18 protein-coding genes and 1 pseudogene are annotated in these 17,445 nt (G+C 62.7%); 9 read left to right on the forward strand and 10 right to left on the reverse strand.

The features are described from left to right. Nucleotides 1–102 precede the first annotated feature (102 nt). The 4 genes from gcvT to ACVMDN_RS22410 all read left to right on the forward strand — a co-directional run bounded on the left by gcvT (nt 103) and on the right by ACVMDN_RS22410 (nt 5,139). Nucleotides 103–1,248, forward strand: coding sequence for a glycine cleavage system aminomethyltransferase GcvT (gene gcvT / locus ACVMDN_RS22395; RefSeq protein WP_253623722.1), 1,146 nt, complete (start codon nt 103–105; stop codon nt 1,246–1,248). A 19-nt stretch (nt 1,249–1,267) separates the two neighbouring features. Then, complete coding sequence (gcvH, locus tag ACVMDN_RS22400; RefSeq protein ID WP_057018368.1) at nt 1,268–1,633, forward strand: glycine cleavage system protein GcvH; 366 nt, start codon at nt 1,268–1,270, stop codon at nt 1,631–1,633. Nucleotides 1,634–1,656: 23 nt separating this feature from the next. Beyond that, nucleotides 1,657–4,530, forward strand: a complete 2,874-nt coding sequence (gcvP, locus tag ACVMDN_RS22405) for an aminomethyl-transferring glycine dehydrogenase (RefSeq protein ID WP_253623721.1) — start codon at nt 1,657–1,659, stop codon at nt 4,528–4,530. A gap of 177 nt (nt 4,531–4,707) precedes the next feature. Further along, the gene (locus ACVMDN_RS22410) at nt 4,708–5,139 is read left to right on the forward strand and encodes an acyl-CoA thioesterase (protein ID WP_253623720.1); all 432 of its coding nucleotides are present in this window, start codon (nt 4,708–4,710) and stop codon (nt 5,137–5,139) included. A 39-nt stretch (nt 5,140–5,178) separates the two neighbouring features. Here the strand turns inward: ACVMDN_RS22410 and ACVMDN_RS22415 are convergent, their stop codons facing one another. From ACVMDN_RS22415 to ACVMDN_RS22430, 4 genes are all read right to left on the reverse strand, one after another. Beyond that, on the reverse strand, nt 5,179–6,165 hold the full coding sequence (locus ACVMDN_RS22415) for a hypothetical protein (protein WP_253623719.1): 987 nt from the start codon (nt 6,163–6,165) through the stop codon (nt 5,179–5,181). A 144-nt stretch (nt 6,166–6,309) separates the two neighbouring features. Continuing rightward, complete coding sequence (recA, locus tag ACVMDN_RS22420) at nt 6,310–7,398, reverse strand: recombinase RecA (protein ID WP_028337774.1); 1,089 nt, start codon at nt 7,396–7,398, stop codon at nt 6,310–6,312. Nucleotides 7,399–7,997: 599 nt separating this feature from the next. After that, nucleotides 7,998–8,219 (reverse strand): hypothetical protein, encoded by a 222-nt coding sequence (locus ACVMDN_RS22425; protein WP_253623718.1) that lies wholly within the window; start codon nt 8,217–8,219, stop codon nt 7,998–8,000. A gap of 20 nt (nt 8,220–8,239) precedes the next feature. Further along, a complete protein-coding gene (locus ACVMDN_RS22430; RefSeq protein ID WP_253623717.1) occupies nt 8,240–8,491 on the reverse strand; it encodes a hypothetical protein in 252 nt (83 codons plus the stop codon). A gap of 98 nt (nt 8,492–8,589) precedes the next feature. On the opposite strand from ACVMDN_RS22430, the pseudogene ACVMDN_RS22435 reads away from it, so the two are divergent. After that, nucleotides 8,590–8,919: pseudogene (locus ACVMDN_RS22435) on the forward strand (IS1 family transposase); the annotation flags it as partial. Nucleotides 8,920–8,991: 72 nt separating this feature from the next. After that, a complete protein-coding gene (locus ACVMDN_RS22440) occupies nt 8,992–9,588 on the forward strand; it encodes a hypothetical protein (protein WP_253623716.1) in 597 nt (198 codons plus the stop codon). Here ACVMDN_RS22440 and ACVMDN_RS22445 read toward each other — a convergent pair. After that, a complete protein-coding gene (locus tag ACVMDN_RS22445; protein ID WP_253623715.1) occupies nt 9,585–9,866 on the reverse strand; it encodes a hypothetical protein in 282 nt (93 codons plus the stop codon). The genes ACVMDN_RS22440 and ACVMDN_RS22445 overlap by 4 nt on opposite strands. A 1,192-nt stretch (nt 9,867–11,058) precedes the next feature. On the opposite strand from ACVMDN_RS22445, the gene ACVMDN_RS22450 reads away from it, so the two are divergent. Beyond that, entirely contained in the window at nt 11,059–11,262 is a 204-nt protein-coding gene (locus ACVMDN_RS22450; RefSeq protein WP_253625984.1) for a hypothetical protein, read from the forward strand. 110 nt (nt 11,263–11,372) lie between these two features. On the opposite strand, the gene ACVMDN_RS22455 is transcribed toward ACVMDN_RS22450, so the two are convergent. The 3 genes from ACVMDN_RS22455 to ACVMDN_RS22465 all read right to left on the reverse strand — a co-directional run bounded on the left by ACVMDN_RS22455 (nt 11,373) and on the right by ACVMDN_RS22465 (nt 12,313). Beyond that, nucleotides 11,373–11,603 carry a hypothetical protein gene (locus ACVMDN_RS22455; RefSeq protein WP_016848527.1) on the reverse strand — a complete coding sequence of 77 codons (231 nt, stop codon included), beginning with the start codon at nt 11,601–11,603 and terminating at the stop codon, nt 11,373–11,375. Nucleotides 11,604–11,702: 99 nt separating this feature from the next. Next, nucleotides 11,703–12,005 carry a hypothetical protein gene (locus ACVMDN_RS22460; protein ID WP_076828393.1) on the reverse strand — a complete coding sequence of 101 codons (303 nt, stop codon included), beginning with the start codon at nt 12,003–12,005 and terminating at the stop codon, nt 11,703–11,705. A 176-nt stretch (nt 12,006–12,181) separates the two neighbouring features. Beyond that, entirely contained in the window at nt 12,182–12,313 is a 132-nt protein-coding gene (locus ACVMDN_RS22465; protein ID WP_057018364.1) for a hypothetical protein, read from the reverse strand. A gap of 240 nt (nt 12,314–12,553) precedes the next feature. Here ACVMDN_RS22465 and ACVMDN_RS22470 point away from each other — a divergent pair, with 240 nt between their 5' ends. Beyond that, the gene (locus tag ACVMDN_RS22470) at nt 12,554–14,029 is read left to right on the forward strand and encodes an amidase (protein ID WP_456834975.1); all 1,476 of its coding nucleotides are present in this window, start codon (nt 12,554–12,556) and stop codon (nt 14,027–14,029) included. Between the two features lie 38 nt (nt 14,030–14,067). Beyond that, nucleotides 14,068–14,529 carry a PaaI family thioesterase gene (locus ACVMDN_RS22475; protein WP_057018362.1) on the forward strand — a complete coding sequence of 154 codons (462 nt, stop codon included), beginning with the start codon at nt 14,068–14,070 and terminating at the stop codon, nt 14,527–14,529. A 277-nt stretch (nt 14,530–14,806) separates the two neighbouring features. On the opposite strand, the gene ACVMDN_RS22480 is transcribed toward ACVMDN_RS22475, so the two are convergent. Together ACVMDN_RS22480 and ACVMDN_RS22485 are read right to left on the reverse strand one after the other, a co-directional pair. Beyond that, entirely contained in the window at nt 14,807–15,892 is a 1,086-nt protein-coding gene (locus tag ACVMDN_RS22480) for an IS4 family transposase (protein WP_253587271.1), read from the reverse strand. Nucleotides 15,893–16,267: 375 nt separating this feature from the next. After that, nucleotides 16,268–16,561 (reverse strand): HdeA/HdeB family chaperone, encoded by a 294-nt coding sequence (locus ACVMDN_RS22485; protein ID WP_057018455.1) that lies wholly within the window; start codon nt 16,559–16,561, stop codon nt 16,268–16,270. Between the last annotated feature and the right edge of the window lie 884 nt (nt 16,562–17,445).

Genomic DNA, 17,445 nt, shown 5'->3' on the forward strand with positions numbered 1-17,445 from the left:
GTCCGCCGACGGGATAATACTCTCAGGCACAGCGACAGATGGGGCTTTCTGCAGGTTTCTCAAGGGGAAATAGGTCCCCGGCGGGAACCGCGAGGCCCTGTGATGCTTGCGCGCGAAACCTCCCCGCTGAAACAGACCCCGCTGCACGCGCTGCACCTTGCGCGAGGCGCCAAGATGGTGCCGTTCGCCGGCTATGACATGCCGGTGCAATACGCGGCTGGCGTGCTGAAGGAGCACCTGCACACCCGCAAGGAAGCCGGCCTGTTCGATGTGTCGCACATGGGCCAGCTCGTGCTGAAGGCCAAATCCGGCAAGGTCGCGGATGCCGCGCTCGCACTGGAAAAACTGGTGCCGCAGGACATCGTCGGCATCGCGCCGGGACGGCAGCGCTACGCGCAATTCACCAACAATGACGGTGGCCTGCTCGACGACCTGATGGTGGCGAATTTCGGCGATCACCTGTTCCTGGTGGTCAACGCCGCTTGCAAGGCCGAGGACGAGGCGCATCTGCGCGCGAATCTCTCCGACGCCTGCGAGATCATCTCGCTGGCCGACCGCGCGCTGATCGCGCTGCAGGGCCCTAAAGCCGAATCGGCGCTGGCGAAACTTTGTGCAGATGTCGGTTCGATGAAATTCATGGATGCCGGTCCGCGCCGCGTCGGCGACGTCGACTGCTTCGTCTCGCGCTCCGGCTATACCGGCGAGGACGGCTTTGAGATTTCCGTGCCCGCGGACAAGGTGGAAGCCCTGGTCACCGCGCTGCTCGACAATCCCGACGTGTTGCCGATCGGGCTCGGCGCGCGCGACAGCCTGCGGCTCGAAGCCGGGCTGTGCCTCTATGGCCATGACATCGACACCACGACGACACCGGTCGAAGGCGCGCTGGAATGGTCGGTGCAGAAGGTTCGCCGCAGCGGCGGCGCCCGCGCCGGCGGCTTCCCCGGCGCCGACAAAATTCTCGCGCAATTCGCAGATGGCGCTGCGCGCCGACGGGTCGGCCTGAAGCCTGACGGCCGCGCACCGGTGCGCGAAGGCGCCGCGCTGTTCGCCGATGCCGGCTCGACCGAGCAGATCGGCAAGGTGACCTCGGGCGGCTTCGGCCCGAGCCTCAATGCGCCGGTTGCGATGGGCTACCTGCCCACGGCCCTTTCCGCCGTCGGCACCACCGTTTTCGCCGAAGTGCGCGGCCAGCGGCTGCCGCTGAAAGTCGCCGCTACGCCCTTCGTCCCCAATACCTACAAACGCTGAACGCCAAAGGATCGACCCCATGACGACGCTGTACACGTCCGACCACGAATGGCTCCGCATCGAGGGCGACGTCGCCACGATCGGGATCACCGACTATGCGCAGTCGCAGCTCGGCGACGTCGTGTTCGTCGAACTGCCCAAGGTCGGCCGCAGCCTGAAGAAGGCCGAGGCCGCCGCTGTCGTCGAATCCGTCAAGGCCGCCTCCGACGTTTACGCGCCGATCTCCGGCGAGGTGGTCGAGGTCAACGACGCGCTCGCCGCCGAGCCCGCGCTGGTCAATTCCGACGCCGGCGGCAAGGCCTGGTTCTTCAAGCTGAAGATTGCCGACAAGGGCGAGCTCGGCGGCCTGATGGACGAGGCCGCCTACGCCGCGCACACCGCCTAAAGGATCACTCCGAGGATCACGTCATGAACGCGCCCTTCAAGCCGATCAACGAAGCCGCCACCGATTTCGTCCGCCGCCACATCGGACCGTCGCCGCGCGACGTCAACGCGATGCTGGAGACGGTCGGCGCCGCGAGCCTGCAGGCGCTGATGAACGAGACGCTGCCGGCGTCGATCCGGCAGAAGGCGCCGCTCGATCTCGGCCGGGCGCTGAGCGAGACCGAGGCGCTCGCGCATATGAGCGAGCTCGCCGCGCAGAACCAGGTGTTCACCTCGCTGATCGGCCAGGGCTATTCGGGCACCATCCTGCCCGCGGTGATCCAGCGCAACATTCTGGAGAACCCGGCCTGGTACACCGCCTATACGCCGTACCAGCCGGAGATCAGCCAGGGCCGGCTCGAGGCCCTGTTCAATTTCCAGACCATGATCTGCGATCTCACCGGGCTCGACGTCGCCAACGCCTCGCTGCTCGACGAGGCGACCGCCGCGGCGGAAGCGATGGCGCTCGCCGAGCGCCACTCGCAGGTCAAGGCAAAGGTGTTCTTCGTCGACAAGGAGGTGCATCCGCAGACGCTGGCGGTGATGCGCACGCGCGCCGCGCCGCTGGGCTGGGCGCTGGTGGTCGGCGATCCCCTGACCGAGCTCGACAACGCCGATGTGCTCGGCGCGCTGCTGCAATATCCGGGAACGTCGGGCGCAGTACGCGACCTCAAGCCTGCCATCGCGTCGCTGCGCGCCAAGGGCGCGCTTGCGATCGTCGCGGCGGACCTGCTGTCGCTGACGCTGCTCGCCTCGCCCGGCGAGCTCGGCGCCGACATCGCGATCGGTTCGGCGCAGCGGTTCGGCGTGCCGATGGGGTATGGCGGACCACACGCCGCCTATATGGCGGTGCGCGACACGCTGAAGCGCTCGCTGCCCGGCCGCATCGTCGGCCTCTCGGTGGATTCGCGTGGCCAGCCCGCCTATCGCCTCGCGCTGCAGACCCGCGAGCAGCATATCCGCCGCGAGAAGGCGACCTCGAACATCTGCACCGCGCAGGTGCTGCTCGCCGTGATCGCCTCGATGTATGCGGTCTATCACGGTCCCGAGGGCCTGACCCATATCGCACGCAGCGTGCATCGTCGCGCCACCGTGCTTGCGGCCGGCCTGCGCAAGCTCGGCTTTGCGCCGACCAGCGAAGCGTTCTTCGATACCGTGACCGTCGAGGCAGGTAGCAAGCAGATCGAGCTCGTCACCCGCGCGCAGGCGGAACAGATCAACCTTCGCGTCGGCGCGACCACGCTCGGCATCGCGCTCGACGAGACCTCGACGCCGGAGACGGTCGAGGCGGTGTGGCGCGTGTTCGGCGGCAAGCTCAGCTATGCCGAGATCGAGGCCGGCGCGCACGAGGCGCTGCCGAAGGAGCTGCGGCGCACCAGCGCCTTCCTCAGCCATCCGGTGTTCAATACGCATCGTTCCGAGACCGAGCTGCTGCGCTACATGCGCAAGCTCAGCGATCGTGACCTCGCGCTCGACCGCGCGATGATCCCGCTCGGCTCCTGCACGATGAAGCTCAACGCCACCACCGAAATGATCCCGCTGACCTGGCCGGCGTTCGGCAATCTGCATCCGTTCGCGCCGGCGGATCAGGCCAAGGGCTATCACGCGCTGTTCAAGCGGCTGGAGCAATGGCTGTGCGACATCACCGGCTATGACGCAGTCTCGCTGCAGCCGAATTCCGGCGCGCAGGGCGAATATGCCGGGCTGCTGGCGATCCGCGGCTATCACCTCGCGCGCGGCGAGCCGCACCGCAAGGTGTGCCTGATCCCCTCCTCCGCGCACGGCACCAATCCGGCCTCGGCTGCGATGGTCGGCATGGAGGTCGTGGTCGTCGCGTGCGATGCGCGCGGCGACGTCGACGTCAATGATCTTCGCGCCAAGGCGGAGAAGCACTCCGCCAACCTTGCCGCGGTCATGATCACCTATCCGTCGACCCACGGCGTGTTCGAGGAGCATATCCGCGAGATCTGCGACATCGTGCATGCCCATGGCGGCCAGGTCTATCTCGACGGCGCCAACATGAACGCGCAGGTCGGACTGTCGCGGCCCGGCGATTACGGCGCCGATGTCAGCCATCTCAACCTGCACAAGACCTTCTGCATTCCGCATGGCGGCGGCGGCCCCGGCATGGGCCCGATCGGCGTGAAGGCGCATCTTGCGCCCTATCTGCCGGGCCATCCCGCAACCGACGGGGCAACTGCGCACGCCATCGGCCCGGTGTCGGCCGCGCCGTTTGGCTCGGCGTCGATCCTGACCATCTCCTACATCTACATCCTGATGATGGGCGGCGAAGGTCTGACGCGCGCCACCGAGATCGCGATCCTCAATGCCAACTACATCGCCGCACGGCTGCAGCCACACTTCCCGGTGCTGTACCGCAACGAGCGCGGCCGCGTTGCGCATGAGTGCATCATCGATCCGCGGCCGCTGAAGACGACCAGCGGCGTCACCGTCGACGACATCGCGAAACGCCTGATCGACTACGGCTTCCACGCGCCGACCATGAGCTTCCCGGTGGCGGGCACGCTGATGATCGAACCGACGGAATCGGAATCGAAGTTCGAGATCGACCGGTTCTGCGACGCCATGATCGCGATCCGGGGCGAGATCGCGGAGATCGAGAAGGGCCGCTGGGAGGTCGAGGCCTCGCCGCTGCGCCACGCGCCGCACACCGTGCACGACATCGCCGACGATGCCTGGAACCGGGCCTACACCCGCGCCGAAGGCTGCTTCCCGGACGGCGTGTCGCGGTCCGACAAATACTGGAGCCCGGTCGGCCGCGTCGACAACGTCTACGGCGACCGCAACCTGGTGTGCTCGTGCCCGCCGGTCGAGGATTACGCGCAGGCGGCTGAGTAAAGCGCACCATTGTTGCAGCTACGTCGTGCTGCGTCTCTGACGCGTGATTCACTCGGTGTCATTCCGGGGCTCGCGAAGCGAGAACCCGGAATCTCGATCCACGACTTCCGGATTCCGGATTCGCGACTTCGTCGCGCCCCGGAATGACGGACTGGCCCGCCCGCGGCAGGAGGAAACATGCGCGAGGAATTCTGGTTCCATTTCCCGGTCCGCGTCCGCTATTCGGAGGTCGACGCGCAGGCCGTGGTGTTCAACGCCCACTACCTCACCTATTTCGACACCGCCATCACCGAATATTTCCGCGCGCTCGGCTACGACTATCTCGGCGAGGTGGCGCGGACCGGCATCGACTTCCACACCGTGAAATCGGTCGTCGAGTACAAGGCTCCGATCCGGTTCGACGAGGACATCGAGGTCTGCGTCCGGGTCGCCAAGATCGGCCGCTCCTCGATCAATCTTGCGCTCGCGATCTTCGCCAAAGGCTCCGATGACCTGCGCGCCACCGGCGAGATCATCTGGGTCGCGACCGACCAGAAGACCCATCAGTCGGTCGCGGTGACCGAGGATTTGCGGGCGCTGATCGCGAGCCGGGAAAAGGCGCTGGCGTAGAGATCAGAACGTCGCGTGCTGGCGTCGCTCGAACAAGCCTTACGGAGCGACGAGAGTGCGGCTCTCGGCGTCCCAGCGCCACAGCCGCTCATTGGTCAGTTCGGTGCCGCCCCACCAGCGATGGATCGTGTTGTACTGGCTGAAGTCGAGCTCGCGATCCGACACTTCCTGGCCGAAATCGGTGAGCGACAGCCGACTGTCCCGGTGTCGGTTGTTTCGGGCCTTCAGATCGTCGGGCGCTTCGATCTCCGCGGGGAATCCGGTCAGAACCGGTGATGGACAATAGGCGAGCCGGTCCAGGATCAGCTCCGCTTCCTGAAAATCGAACACGCCGCGTTCCCGGTTCAGCTCGTTTGAAAGGACCTGTGGGCTTGTCTCGCCGTCGGCGACGAGATCCAGCATCCGCAGTTCGGACGCGCCGAGGCCGGTGTCTTGCCCGGGTAGCTCCTCCAGCAACGCAATCAGCGCCGCGCGGAGCTGCGGGATGGCCGACAGATCCTGCATGAGAAGGTCGAAACAGGGCTCGGGCGTCGGAGCGCGATAGGCATTCCAGGCGCGACCGGCCAATTCCAGCCGATCATCGGTCACCGCAAGTGCAGGCAATCGCCATTTCGCCAAGCTCTCGCCTCGGTACCCGCCGATCTCGACATCGGTCTGGACCAGCTTGAGCTTCGCTACGATGTGGCGGTGCGGGCGGAGCACGTCGAGCAACCAGGCCAGCACCAACTGGTCATTCGGCTGGGGATCAGCCCATAGCTCGACGCTATCGCAACGCTCGCACAACTCGACAAGCCCAATGTCCCGACCGATCGAGCCGGTCCATCTTGAACTGGCGAAGTCGAGCCAGTGCGTGTCGAAATCGACATGCTTTGCGGAACGCGGTTCCAGCAGGGTCGTGAGGTCATCCGACGAGGGCATTTTCCCCCAAACGAAGCGCGGCCTCAACCCGACGACGATGTCCGCCCTTCCCGCCTGCCTCAGGCGATAGCTCGCGAGTTCACTTGTCGCCAGGATCAGACTTGTCACGATGCTCTCCGGCTACGCGCGATGGCATCAGCACCGCAAGCTGAGGATCAACTGCTTTACAAAAGACACACAAAACCAAACGGGCGCCGAAGACGTCGGCAACTCAACGTCCTCAGCGCCCGCTTGCAGCGAAATGATTGAGACTTACTCCTCCGTCGGCTCCTCGCCCTCGGCGTCGCGTTCGGGCGTGCCGGCGAGGATCTGCTCGGAGATCAGGCCGGAGTTCTGCCGGATCGCGGCTTCGATCTTGGCGGTGATGTCGGGATTCGACTTCAGGAACGCCTTGGAATTCTCGCGACCCTGGCCGAGCCGCTGGCTGTCATAGGAGAACCAGGCGCCGGACTTCTCGACGATGCCGGCCTTGACGCCGAGGTCGAGGATCTCGCCCATCTTGGAAACGCCCTCGCCATACATGATGTCGAACTCGACCTGCTTGAAGGGCGGCGCCAGCTTGTTCTTCACCACCTTGACGCGGGTGGTGTTGCCGACGACTTCGTCGCGCTCCTTGATAGCGCCGATGCGGCGGATGTCGAGACGAACCGAGGCATAAAACTTCAGCGCGTTGCCGCCGGTGGTGGTCTCCGGCGAGCCGTACATCACGCCGATCTTCATACGGATCTGGTTGATGAAGATCACCATCGTGTTCGACTTGTTGATCGAGGCGGTGAGCTTGCGCAGCGCCTGGCTCATCAGGCGGGCCTGCAGACCCGGCAGCGCATCGCCCATCTCGCCCTCGAGCTCGGCCTTCGGCACCAGCGCCGCGACCGAATCGATCACCAGCACGTCGACCGCGCCGGAGCGCACCAGCGTGTCGGCGATCTCGAGTGCCTGCTCGCCGGTGTCCGGCTGCGAGATCAAGAGCTCGTCGATGTTGACGCCGAGCTTGCGCGCATAGACCGGATCGAGCGCGTGTTCAGCGTCGATGAAGGCGCAGATGCCGCCCTTCTTCTGGCCTTCCGCCACCGTGTGCAGCGCCAGCGTGGTCTTGCCCGACGATTCCGGCCCGTAGATTTCGACGATGCGCCCCTTCGGCAGGCCGCCGACGCCGAGCGCGATATCGAGCCCGAGCGACCCCGACGACACCGTCTCGACATCCATCGAACGGTCGTTCTTGCCGAGCTTCATCACCGAGCCCTTGCCGAACTGGCGCTCGATCTGGGAGAGCGCGGCTGAGAGGGCCTTGGACTTGTCCATGGAGGATCCTTCGACGATACGCAGTGCGGTGGCGGACATTTGGGATGTGCTCCTTATGGCGGGGATTCGCTAGCGGGAAAACGGGCGATGAGATCAGGCGGAAATGCGTTGTTGATTGGAACCTCGTACCACGTTTGTTCTAAGTTCGCAATATGTTCTTTCGAGCAGACCGGTGCTGGCCTGTTTCCATCCCTAGTGGCCTGCTTTGATTTTTGGAGTGGCCTAGTTTGGGTTTAACCCCGCCTCAACCAAGGGTTAGCCGATGTTCTCGGTAGGACTACTGAACCGCGCGGTGGATGTTCTCACCATAGCAATGGTTATGGTCCGCCAAGTGTTCGCTATCCCCAGCGGACGAGTGTTACCGGGTGTTCTCCGTGGGGGAACGAAGTTCCGCGCGGAGGCGGAAAAAGAGGGCCAAATGGCGGGATTAGAGGTGCCCTTGATCTAACTCAATCGGCCGCACCTGGCCCGGCTCAACCCTCCGGGCATGAAGGAACCCGTCAAGCCTGAGGAGGAGCCAAAGCGCCCCACGCGTTTAGAGGAGGCTCGGCGCATCATCGAGGAGTATGCCAAAGACCTTCGCGAAATCATAAAGAAGCTTCGCGAGCGCCTGCACTGAGCCTCGCCTCAGTTTGAAATCAGTGAGGCTTTGGAGCGTCTTTCGGCGCTGGCACGCTAGCGTTCGGGTCAATACCGCAGCGCTTGGTTTGATAGCCATGCCAATCGATACCGATCCCCTTTTTCTTTGCGGGGTGGTTGTATTCCGCTTTGTACTGCGCCCGGCACTCCTCCATGGTCATGGCGTTGGCGGACGAAGTGAACAAGCCGATCACAGCAACGATAACCAGACAGCGACCCATGGAATATCCCCATCTTTTGGTTAGCCGCCGTAGCTCGGGCACACAATCGGCAACGGCTTTGCACCGGGCTTTCGGCGCTCATAGCCACGGCAGTAATTAGCGATGCACGCCTCGTTTCTGTGGCCCATGCATGCATCGCACCTCGCGACGCAATCTTCATACGTCACACCGGGGCGATGCTCATCAATAAGCCGCTTCGGCTTCTCTTGCTGCTGAGCTATAGCCGGAAGCGCAGCCAGAACCAGAGCAAGCAATGCGATGCCGGATTTCATGGTCGATCCTCCTAGCTCGTGGAGGACTGTTAATCTGACATGCCGCTGCGGAACTTGACGCAGATCAAGAGGCGCTGAGGCCGCCTCAGTTGGCGGCCCCGGATCAGAACGTCTCGACGAGTTACGTTGAGCGGCAAAACCTTTCGCTGCGCATGTCGTCGCGCCGGTTCACTCGCCTCACCAATGGCTTTTCAAAGAACTTGGAGAACCATATCGCGGCCGTCGCGCTGTACGTCTGCCACTATAATCTCTGCCGCACCCATGAAGCCCTGCGCACGACGCCAGCGAAGGCGCTGGGCGTCACCGAGAAGGCGTGGAGCATTGCGCGGCTTGTGGACGCTGCGCTCTCTGTGGCTCCCGCGCTGCCCACGGAGACGCCTCCGGACCGGCGTCGGAAGTTCGTAGTAATCGAGGGAGGAAAGCGGTGAGTCAAAATGACTCACCAAAAACTCTTGCTGAATCAATGATTCTGTTACTCTGCGGTCAGCAAGGAGATTCGCATGGCGGACGCCACGTACAATTTGAATGGTGGGTTCAAGCCTACAATGAAGAGGTTCGCTGATCTCAGCGGACCTGATTTTTTTCCAACGCCACAGTGGGCGACATTTGCCCTTATCGACAACGAGAAATTCAGCGGCGACATTTGGGAAAGCGCGTGCGGCGATGGCAGCATGTCTAAGGTGCTGGAGCAGACAGGGCAATCCGTTCGCAGCTCCGATCTGTACGATCGCGGCTATGGAGAAGCCGGATTTGATTTCCTCGCGCCTCAGTGGTCCGCCGACAATATCGTGACCAATCCGCCGTACAATTGCGCTGAGGGATTTGTTGCGAGTGGCGTCAAACACTCGAATAGAAAGTTCGCGCTGCTTCTGCGCCTTGCCTTCCTTGAAGGGGCTAATCGCGCAAATACAATTTTCGCCAAAATCCCGCCCGCGCGCGTTTGGGTTTTCAGCGAGCGCATTACCTTCTACCCAAGCGGCGTAGAGCCGAAAGGTAGCGGCACGACAGCGTATGCTTGGTTCGTCTGGGACAAGGACGCGCCGGGCAGAACCGAATTGAAATGGTTCAAGCCCGGCTATAAGGCGAAGTTTGCTTAGTCTTTCCCGGGGAGCGCGAGTCCGCCCGGGATTTGTACAAGTCGTCCTTCGTAGATCGCGTTGCCGGGAGACGCTTTGTGAGAGGTGATATTACGCACCTGCTGCTCCCAAACGGCTTCGTTGGGGCGCGTTTCGCTTTGCTTTAAGTCTTCTTCTGAAAGAACGATCTGGTTTGGAATTTCGGCAATCAGTTCCTTGATCGTGGCCCGTCCGGTAGCGCTGGACTTCAAAATCGCTTCGGCGGCCTTGGCAACTTCATCCTCAGTAACCCGAGACATGCTTCCTCCATGTGGTAGAGTCCACAAGTAGGCTCGACTTCTGGTAGTTGGAGTCAGTAAAACTACGGAAGGGGTCAGTGGCCTGTTTTGTTCTGGCGAGTGGCCTGTTTCGGCCAGTACCAGCAGACCGGTGCTGTCCGTCTTTAAACCCCCGTATCCTCATTTGATTTTGAGAGTGTCCTAATTCCGATTAAGCGAACGGAAACCGTAGCTTGGCCGATGTTCTCAGTAGGACTACCGAGGCGCCCCATCGGATGTTCTATCCCCGTCCCGCCTTTGACCGAGCACCCCGACAGGGAGGCTGAGGCCGAGGAGCGCCCGTGGGGTAGGGAAAGATTCTGGACACCCCCACCTCAAGCTAGAACCTCCATGGCGCGGAAGGGCATTTGCATAAGTGAATGAGTGTCCTGATTTCCCCAAGCGAGTGTCCCAACTAGGACAGCACCAACAGACCGGTGCCGGCCTGTTTCCATCCACAGTGGCCTGCTTTGATTTTTCGAGTGGCCCGGCTTGGGTTTAACCCCGTCGTAACCAAGGGTTAGCCGATGTTCTCGGTAGGACTACTGAGAAGGCCCTCAGATGTTCTGGCCCCATAATTTCCTGCGGGTCGCGATCTGTTCTCGCGGAATCTTTACTGGAACAATTGACCCGGCAGTGCCCTTATTTGGGGGCCCCCAGCCAGACAGGTAGCCCCCCGACTGCTGGAGGAAAACCCGCCTCCGGGACGGGTTGGCGGCCCCCTGTTGGGGCCGTTTAAAATTCCGTAGTTCTCCGGCCAAGAACAAAGTTCCGGCCATGCGACGCGCCTTGCGCCCGAAGTTCCCCTGATAATCAACAAGTTAACCTGACAGGCGCGATGGCGTCCGATAACGGCTGGCACAATCTGCATACTACCTTCGTACCCCTCCTGAGCGCTGGAAAAACTCCGTAGCGTTCGACGGAAGACTCGGGTTCCGCCAGCGTTCGTAACATTGGCCTGCTCCAAGCAACGCGAATTGCGCGGCGCCGGGCAGGCAACATGGCTGGCGACCGTTCCGTGGCGACGCTGCCGGCGGACGAATCCTTTCCGGAATCCACAACGACGGCCCGAACGGGCGCGGCCTTTCACACGATCTTTTTACGGGTGCTGATCATTACTACAACTAATAGTTTAAATATCGACGACCGCCCTTCAATCGCAGAACCGTTACAAATGATCCACAGGGGCGTCGAGTTCAGCGTCACTCAGCTGATGGCCGGCGTCTGGAAATGGCGCTTCCAGATCGGCGATCGCGTCTTCACGGGCAAGACCGAAGCAAAGCTCGATCTTCTGGCGATCCGCCGCGTGCAGCTGCGGATTGATCGCGAGCTGAACAATCTGGGGCGGGAACGGACCCGCGGCAGCAATGGGGACTGAGGCACAGTCTATCGTGCACGCCCCGGTGCCCTGACGCGCTGGCCTGCAGAGCTTCGGTTCTAATTAAAATTAGAACACACGAACCGGCGCCCGCTTCGCTCGAAAACGCTTCAGTCCGCGCTGGCCAGCCGCCGCATCGTGAACTCGATGTCGCCGCCGGGGAGCTCGCGCCAGCTCTCGACGGCGCTCATATAGGCCGCCTTCGGGTAGCGCTTGAGAAAGTCACGCGCCCTCACGCGGGCCTGATCGCGTGGCAGGCTGAAGGTCTCGCGCAGATAGCCGTCGTCCGGCTTTCGCCGCTCGGCCATCCGGCTGGCGAGATCGCGCGGACGAGACACCATTGCCGCAACTCCGGACCAATTGACGACACCCCCAATATAGGGGTGGCGGCGGGAGAATCCGAGTCGGAGGGAGGCGGACGAGGTCGCCCCGAACGGGCGTTACTGGCTACGCGGCGCGGCGCTTCCCGGCTGCGCCGAGCTTCCGGTCTTGGTCTTCGGCTTGGCGGGATGGGCGGCCGCCTTCGGCGGATCGCTGCGCACGACGCCCCAGGGATCGGACGATCCCTTGGCATCGGGAATCTTGCTGAGCGAGTCCTTGTAGGCCTTGTCCCTGACCGCGTCCTGCTCCTTCTCCTCCTGGGTCCTGGTCTTGACCTCAGGCATCAGGTTGACGTTCGGCATCTGCGCATAGGCCGGCGCCGACAGCAGCACCGCAACCGCAACTGCGCTCAAAACTCTCATAAGAACACTCCCTGCATTTTCGTCGGCGGTATATCACCGCAACAAAGCCGTCGCCAAGCGCGCCTGCCCCGGCCCCGAACATGATGCGTTTCCGCGGAATCGCATCATGTTCTCATCTCTTTGTTTGAGCATGATCTTTTTCGGAAAACCGGTTTCCACTTTTCCGGATCATGCCCCTAGAGATGGTCTGACTTGCAGGATTTCGGCGACTGCATCCAGTCGTCCCAGATCGGACCGCAGCGCGTGCAACCGCTGAGCGCAAGTCCGATCGCAATCACGCCGCCGAGCACCACCAACCTGCGGAACATGTACGCCCCCACCACTCGCGAGCAGGCGACTGGGCGCCGAAACTGGGGCATTTTCAAGCCGGGCACGGCGCTTGCAGCGCAGCGCAGTGCGCGTCGGAGCGCAGCGCAGTGCGCGTCGGAGCGCAGCGCAGTGCGCGTCGGAGCGCGAGCACGCGTCGGACGGGCTGCCGGCGCGCACTGGTTTGACCGGGCGGCCGCGCAAATTACAGTGCGCAACAAAGCAGAAAAGGAATCGATCAAATGACTTTGGCGATGAGCTGGGACGAGTGGACGCAGCACGACGGGACGGCGCTCGCGGAGCGCGTCAGGTCCGGCGAGCTGACGCCCCGTGAGCTGGCGTCGCAGGCAGCCAGCGCCGTCACCAAGGTCGATCCCGCGCTCTCCGGCGTCGTCGAGCTGTTCGACGATGTGATCGCCGATCCGGCGCGCGACGGCGCCGACCTCGACGGCCCGTTCGCCGGCCTGCCCTTCCTGATGAAGGACCTCGGCCCGACCCTGAAGGGACGGCTGCAGGAGATGGGCTCGCTGATGATGCGCGGCAATCGCGCCGCGGCGGATACCTTCCTGACCGCGAAGATGCGCAAGGCCGGGCTCAATTTGATCGGCCGCACCACGACGCCGGAGTTCGGGGTCTGCAGCTCGGCGGAAAATCCCGCGGTCTATGTCACGCGCAATCCCTGGAACACCGACTACACCACCTGCGGCTCGTCGGCAGGCAGCGCGACGATGGTCGCCGCCGGTGCGGTGCCAATCGCGCATGCGACCGACGGCGGCGGCTCGATCCGCATTCCCGCCGGGGTCAACGGCAATATCGGCCTGAAAGTCTCGCGCGGCGTGTTCTCGCTCGCGCCGCATCTGTCCGATCTCACCGGGCTGGTCTCGATCCAGGGCTGCCAGTCGCGCACGGTGCGCGACACCGCTGGCTTCGTCGATGCCTGCCGGGGACCTGCGCCCGGCGAGTTCATGCCGTTCTGGACCTCGCCCGAGCCATATGCCGCGATGATCGCGCGCGACCCCGGCCGGCTCAGAATCGCGCTGTCGCACACCTGGGGCGACTATCGCGCGACGCCGCACATCACAGCCGAACTCGAACGGGTCGGCCGCTTCCTCGAAGGCCTCGGCCATCAGGTCGATTACGCATTGCCGTCGATCGACTACCGGGATGCCTTCGCGGCACAGACCACCTGCTACATCGGCAATTTCGCCGTCGTGATCGGCAACATGCTCGCCGCGCGCGGGCTGGAGCGGCCGCCGGCGGAGCTGATCGAGCCGATCAACATCCGCATCTGGGAGCATGGCCGCGACTTCAGCTTCGCCGATCGCGCACGCATGCAGGCCGTCTTCAACACCACCTCGCGCGGCTTCGGCGCCTTCTTCGAGGACTGGGACATCATCCTGACGCCGATCACGGCACTGCCGACGCCGAAGGTCGGCACCACGGAATATCTCACCATCAGCGACAATCCGTCGGTGCTGGACTGGTTCGGCAATCTCTGGCGCAACTTCGCCTTCACGCCGCTCGCCAATCTCTGCGGCATCCCCGCGATCTCGCTGCCGCTCGCGACCAACGAGCACGGCCTGCCGCTCGGCATTCAGGCGATCGGAAAGCAAGCGAGTGACGGGCTGTTGCTGCAGCTCGCCGCCCAGATCGAACGGGCGATCGACGGCAAGTGGAATGCGGGCAACACGCCGGCCGTGCATGTCACGCGCAACTAGAACAAGATAGATAACATCAACAGAGGGAACGGGACGTCATGCAGCAGCAAGCCGGGGAATTCGGGATCGACGACGCGAAACGCGTGCTCGGCGACGTCTTTGCGCCATGGGTGCAGGACCTCAATCTGGCGGTCGAGCAGTTCGACATCACGCCGCCTGCCGGCGATGCCGACTGGCAGCCCGGCGCCATCCTGCGCATGCCGTTTTCCGAGCGACTGTGCCGCAATGGCGGCATCGTCTGCGGCCAGGCGCTGATGGCGTTCGCCGACACCGCGATGGTGCTCGCCAACCTCGCGGCCAACAAGGGCTACCGGCCGATGACGACGGTCGACCAGACCACGCATTTCATGCGCGCGGTGACGGCGTCCGACGTGCTGGCCGACGCCCGCGTGGTCCGGCTCGGCCGCACCATGAGCTTCGGCCGCGTCACGCTATCTTCTGCCACCGACAACAAGCCGGTGGCGATGGTGTCGAGCGCGTTCGCGATGCTGCCGGGATAGGCCCCTCGCATCATGGCCGGTCTATCTCATCCTGAAGGATGTGAATGTATGGCGGAGGAGCGGCACTAAACATTCAGTGTCGTCCCGGCGAAAGCCCATAGGCGCTAAGATAGTTTGATCATAGTCTGATAGTGGCGCTTATGTCTGGGTGGCTCGCGTAGATGTCGCCGGAGAGCGTGACTGGCTCTGCAGAGTAGAGCGATTGCGGGCTGTGGAATGATCGCTTGCCGTAGCGAAGCGACGAGCTGGCGCAGCAGACGCCACGTCACTGGGTGGGTCAGGCGGCGTCGGCCAAGCGGGGAGAGTCTTCGAGTTCGTCGACGAGCGGCTCGAGCAATAGAATGATCAGCAGATGAGCGAGGATATGGGGTCTGGCGGACCGCTCGTCGGTTCCGGGAGGTCCCTTCAGGCCAATCAGGCTTTTCAGCCGCTTGAAGCCGAGCTCAATGCGCCATCGCAGCCGATAGAGGGCGAGGATATCTGCAGTCGTGAAGTCCTCTGGCCTGAGTGAGGTCACCAGGATCACCCAATCTGCGGCGTCAAGTGTTTGCCTGGAGAGCTGATGACCTCCCTTTTGTGCAGTCCGGCGCGCCTTGCGTCGCGCAGCCGCAGCAGCTTGCGCCGGCTTCTTCGCGGCAACCAGACGCACTGCGAGCGGCGGCGCACCTGACTTGCGCTTTATCCAAATCGGCCGATCGATCAGGCCACGCGCCGAGGCGTTGCGCAGTTCGGCAGTGAGGTCAACAAGATTACCTTCGGCATCGAGCCAGCGCGCGCTCTTCCAGCCGGCCCGGATCACGAAGTCTGCATCGGCATCGACGAGATGCGCCATGCGCTCCGGTTGCAGATAGGCGCGATCGGCAAGACGGATCTCACCGGCAACCGCCGGTATCCGATCCAGCGTCTCGCCCGCTCGCTGATCGGTCAGTTCGAAGTGACCAAAGCGCTCCTGCGGAAGATCGAACGCGCTATGGATACGCCACACTGCGTTCTTGTTCCTGCCGCTCGTCCCAGCCTTGGGGACCGTCGTGGCGTCAACAATACGGATCAGACGACCGCGGATCGCCTTCGGCGCCGCGTCGGCAAGCGCCTGCTCGACCAAGATTGCCAGCCAATCTCCGCACTGACGTAAGCGATACAACAGAGCCACGTTGGAGATATCGACAAGCCCAACCGACGTGGCCCATGCCGCCGTCAACCGCAGCCCTTTCTCACCAAGGCAATAAGCCAAGATCAGGCGCAGCAAGTCGACCGCATTGCTGATCTCCCGCGGACGGACAAACGCCTTCGTCTTGCGCGCGCTAATGTTCAGAGCCTCGGCTCCGCCAAGTCGGGCGACAACGCGCGCCCAATCTTTGTTCACAAGCGATTCGTGTGCCATTCCATCTTGGAATCACAAACGAATCCAAGGCGCAAATCCTATTTTAGCGCCTATGGGCGAAAGCCGGGACCCATAACCACCGAAGACCATGTTGCGCAGGGCTGCGGCCACAGCCTTCCTCAACAATTGAATCCTGTGGTTATGGGTCCCTGCTTTCGCCTTGCTTTCGCAGGGACGACGTCGGACATGTTGTCCCGCCTTCAATCCCGTCATCCTGAGGAGCTTGCGCAGCAGGCGTCTCGAAGGACGAGGCTACCAGCCCGGCCTCACGGTTCGCCTGGCGATGCGAAGCATCGTACAGAGACACGCGTTCCGCGCTCCTCACCATGAGGGTTCAGGCCAATCACGCTGCAAGATTTACTTGCCGAGCACGGCCTCCGCCGCGTTGACGATGCTGATGGTCGGATTCTTTCCGCAAAAGGTGCCGAACTTCTTGGCGTTCTCGGTGAACACGTCGGTGTCGATGATCGCCTCGTCGGAGTCGCCCTTGTACCAGCCGTCCATCCAGACCAGCACCATCTTGATGGTGTCGTCGCCACCTTCGACGAACTGTTTGCAGGTCATGGTCGAGAGATCGAGGACGGTGGCGCTGGCCGGTGCCGACGACAGAGCGAGCGCGGCGGCGAGCATGATCGAGGCAGTGATCTTCATCGCAATCTCCATGGGCAATGATTTGGAATGAACAGGTCGCCGGAAGCCCGGCGGCTCCGCTCGCGACCTCGTAAGCGAAGCGTCGCGACGAACGCAAGCACGGCATCGCGCAAATCAGTCCGCACATCGCTTCGCTGCACGGATTGAGAATTCGTGTTTCTGATTTGCGACGGCGCCCGCGCTAAAGCGTGATGAGAACAGGGCGTGTAGTCGAGAATCCAGTGTATGCGAGCGGGGATAGCGAGGTCGGTGTCGCTCTCAAAAGCCGATACCGGCGATGCTGTGGTGAATGTCCGCTCAGGGCCCAATACCAGTCCTGCGGTTCAAAAATGGCGCGATCACACTCCGCGCCGAATGACCTTCCAGGTAAGAGAGCCGGCAAGGAAAAGTGACATAGAACAGAATGCTATCGTCCCCCAGACACGGACATTAGGGCTTGTCTCATTCAGCCAAACAAGTGCCGCCAAGCACAGAAACGCAGGGATTGCGCACGCCTGTGTCACAACAAACCGGCGGCGCAGTGCGCGCGGAGCGCGGGAGCTCCAGACGAAGCCATCAACCTCGAACCTGCGGGAAATCGTATCCACCGGCTCTTGGGGATACCACTTTCCCAGCTCGCTCATGACGGACATGAAACCCCATCCGGCAATGCCGATTAGCACAATGGCGAGTAGGCATAAAATGAGCGACATCTCGCTTCTCCAGTCGCTAGCTATCGAGCGCGTCAAACATTGATAGTCCGCTTCGGGTCAAAGGCGCCGTTTTAGCAATCAGTCGGGTACTTCCGGTCTACCCCAATGAACGGACATCTTCAGAGCCGGTCGCCATATCTCAAACTTGCCACTTCCAGGATTCGCAGCACGCCTCAGAAGTAGACGTTCGCG

This window comes from Bradyrhizobium sp. USDA 4510, from assembly GCF_054059095.1.

Coding starts and splice junctions, on each gene's coding strand:
- ACVMDN_RS22445 (WP_253623715.1), bottom strand. CDS start 9,866: ATGTCTCGGGTTACTGAGGATGAAGTTGCCAAGGCCGCCGAAGCGATT.
- gcvP (WP_253623721.1), top strand. CDS start 1,657: ATGAACGCGCCCTTCAAGCCGATCAACGAAGCCGCCACCGATTTCGTC.
- ACVMDN_RS22425 (WP_253623718.1), bottom strand. CDS start 8,219: ATGGGTCGCTGTCTGGTTATCGTTGCTGTGATCGGCTTGTTCACTTCG.
- ACVMDN_RS22455 (WP_016848527.1), bottom strand. CDS start 11,603: ATGGTGTCTCGTCCGCGCGATCTCGCCAGCCGGATGGCCGAGCGGCGA.
- recA (WP_028337774.1), bottom strand. CDS start 7,398: ATGTCCGCCACCGCACTGCGTATCGTCGAAGGATCCTCCATGGACAAG.
- gcvT (WP_253623722.1), top strand. CDS start 103: ATGCTTGCGCGCGAAACCTCCCCGCTGAAACAGACCCCGCTGCACGCG.
- ACVMDN_RS22450 (WP_253625984.1), top strand. CDS start 11,059: ATGATCCACAGGGGCGTCGAGTTCAGCGTCACTCAGCTGATGGCCGGC.
- ACVMDN_RS22440 (WP_253623716.1), top strand. CDS start 8,992: ATGGCGGACGCCACGTACAATTTGAATGGTGGGTTCAAGCCTACAATG.
- ACVMDN_RS22485 (WP_057018455.1), bottom strand. CDS start 16,561: ATGAAGATCACTGCCTCGATCATGCTCGCCGCCGCGCTCGCTCTGTCG.
- ACVMDN_RS22430 (WP_253623717.1), bottom strand. CDS start 8,491: ATGAAATCCGGCATCGCATTGCTTGCTCTGGTTCTGGCTGCGCTTCCG.
- ACVMDN_RS22460 (WP_076828393.1), bottom strand. CDS start 12,005: ATGAGAGTTTTGAGCGCAGTTGCGGTTGCGGTGCTGCTGTCGGCGCCG.
- ACVMDN_RS22475 (WP_057018362.1), top strand. CDS start 14,068: ATGCAGCAGCAAGCCGGGGAATTCGGGATCGACGACGCGAAACGCGTG.
- ACVMDN_RS22465 (WP_057018364.1), bottom strand. CDS start 12,313: ATGTTCCGCAGGTTGGTGGTGCTCGGCGGCGTGATTGCGATCGGACTT.
- ACVMDN_RS22470 (WP_456834975.1), top strand. CDS start 12,554: ATGACTTTGGCGATGAGCTGGGACGAGTGGACGCAGCACGACGGGACG.
- gcvH (WP_057018368.1), top strand. CDS start 1,268: ATGACGACGCTGTACACGTCCGACCACGAATGGCTCCGCATCGAGGGC.
- ACVMDN_RS22410 (WP_253623720.1), top strand. CDS start 4,708: ATGCGCGAGGAATTCTGGTTCCATTTCCCGGTCCGCGTCCGCTATTCG.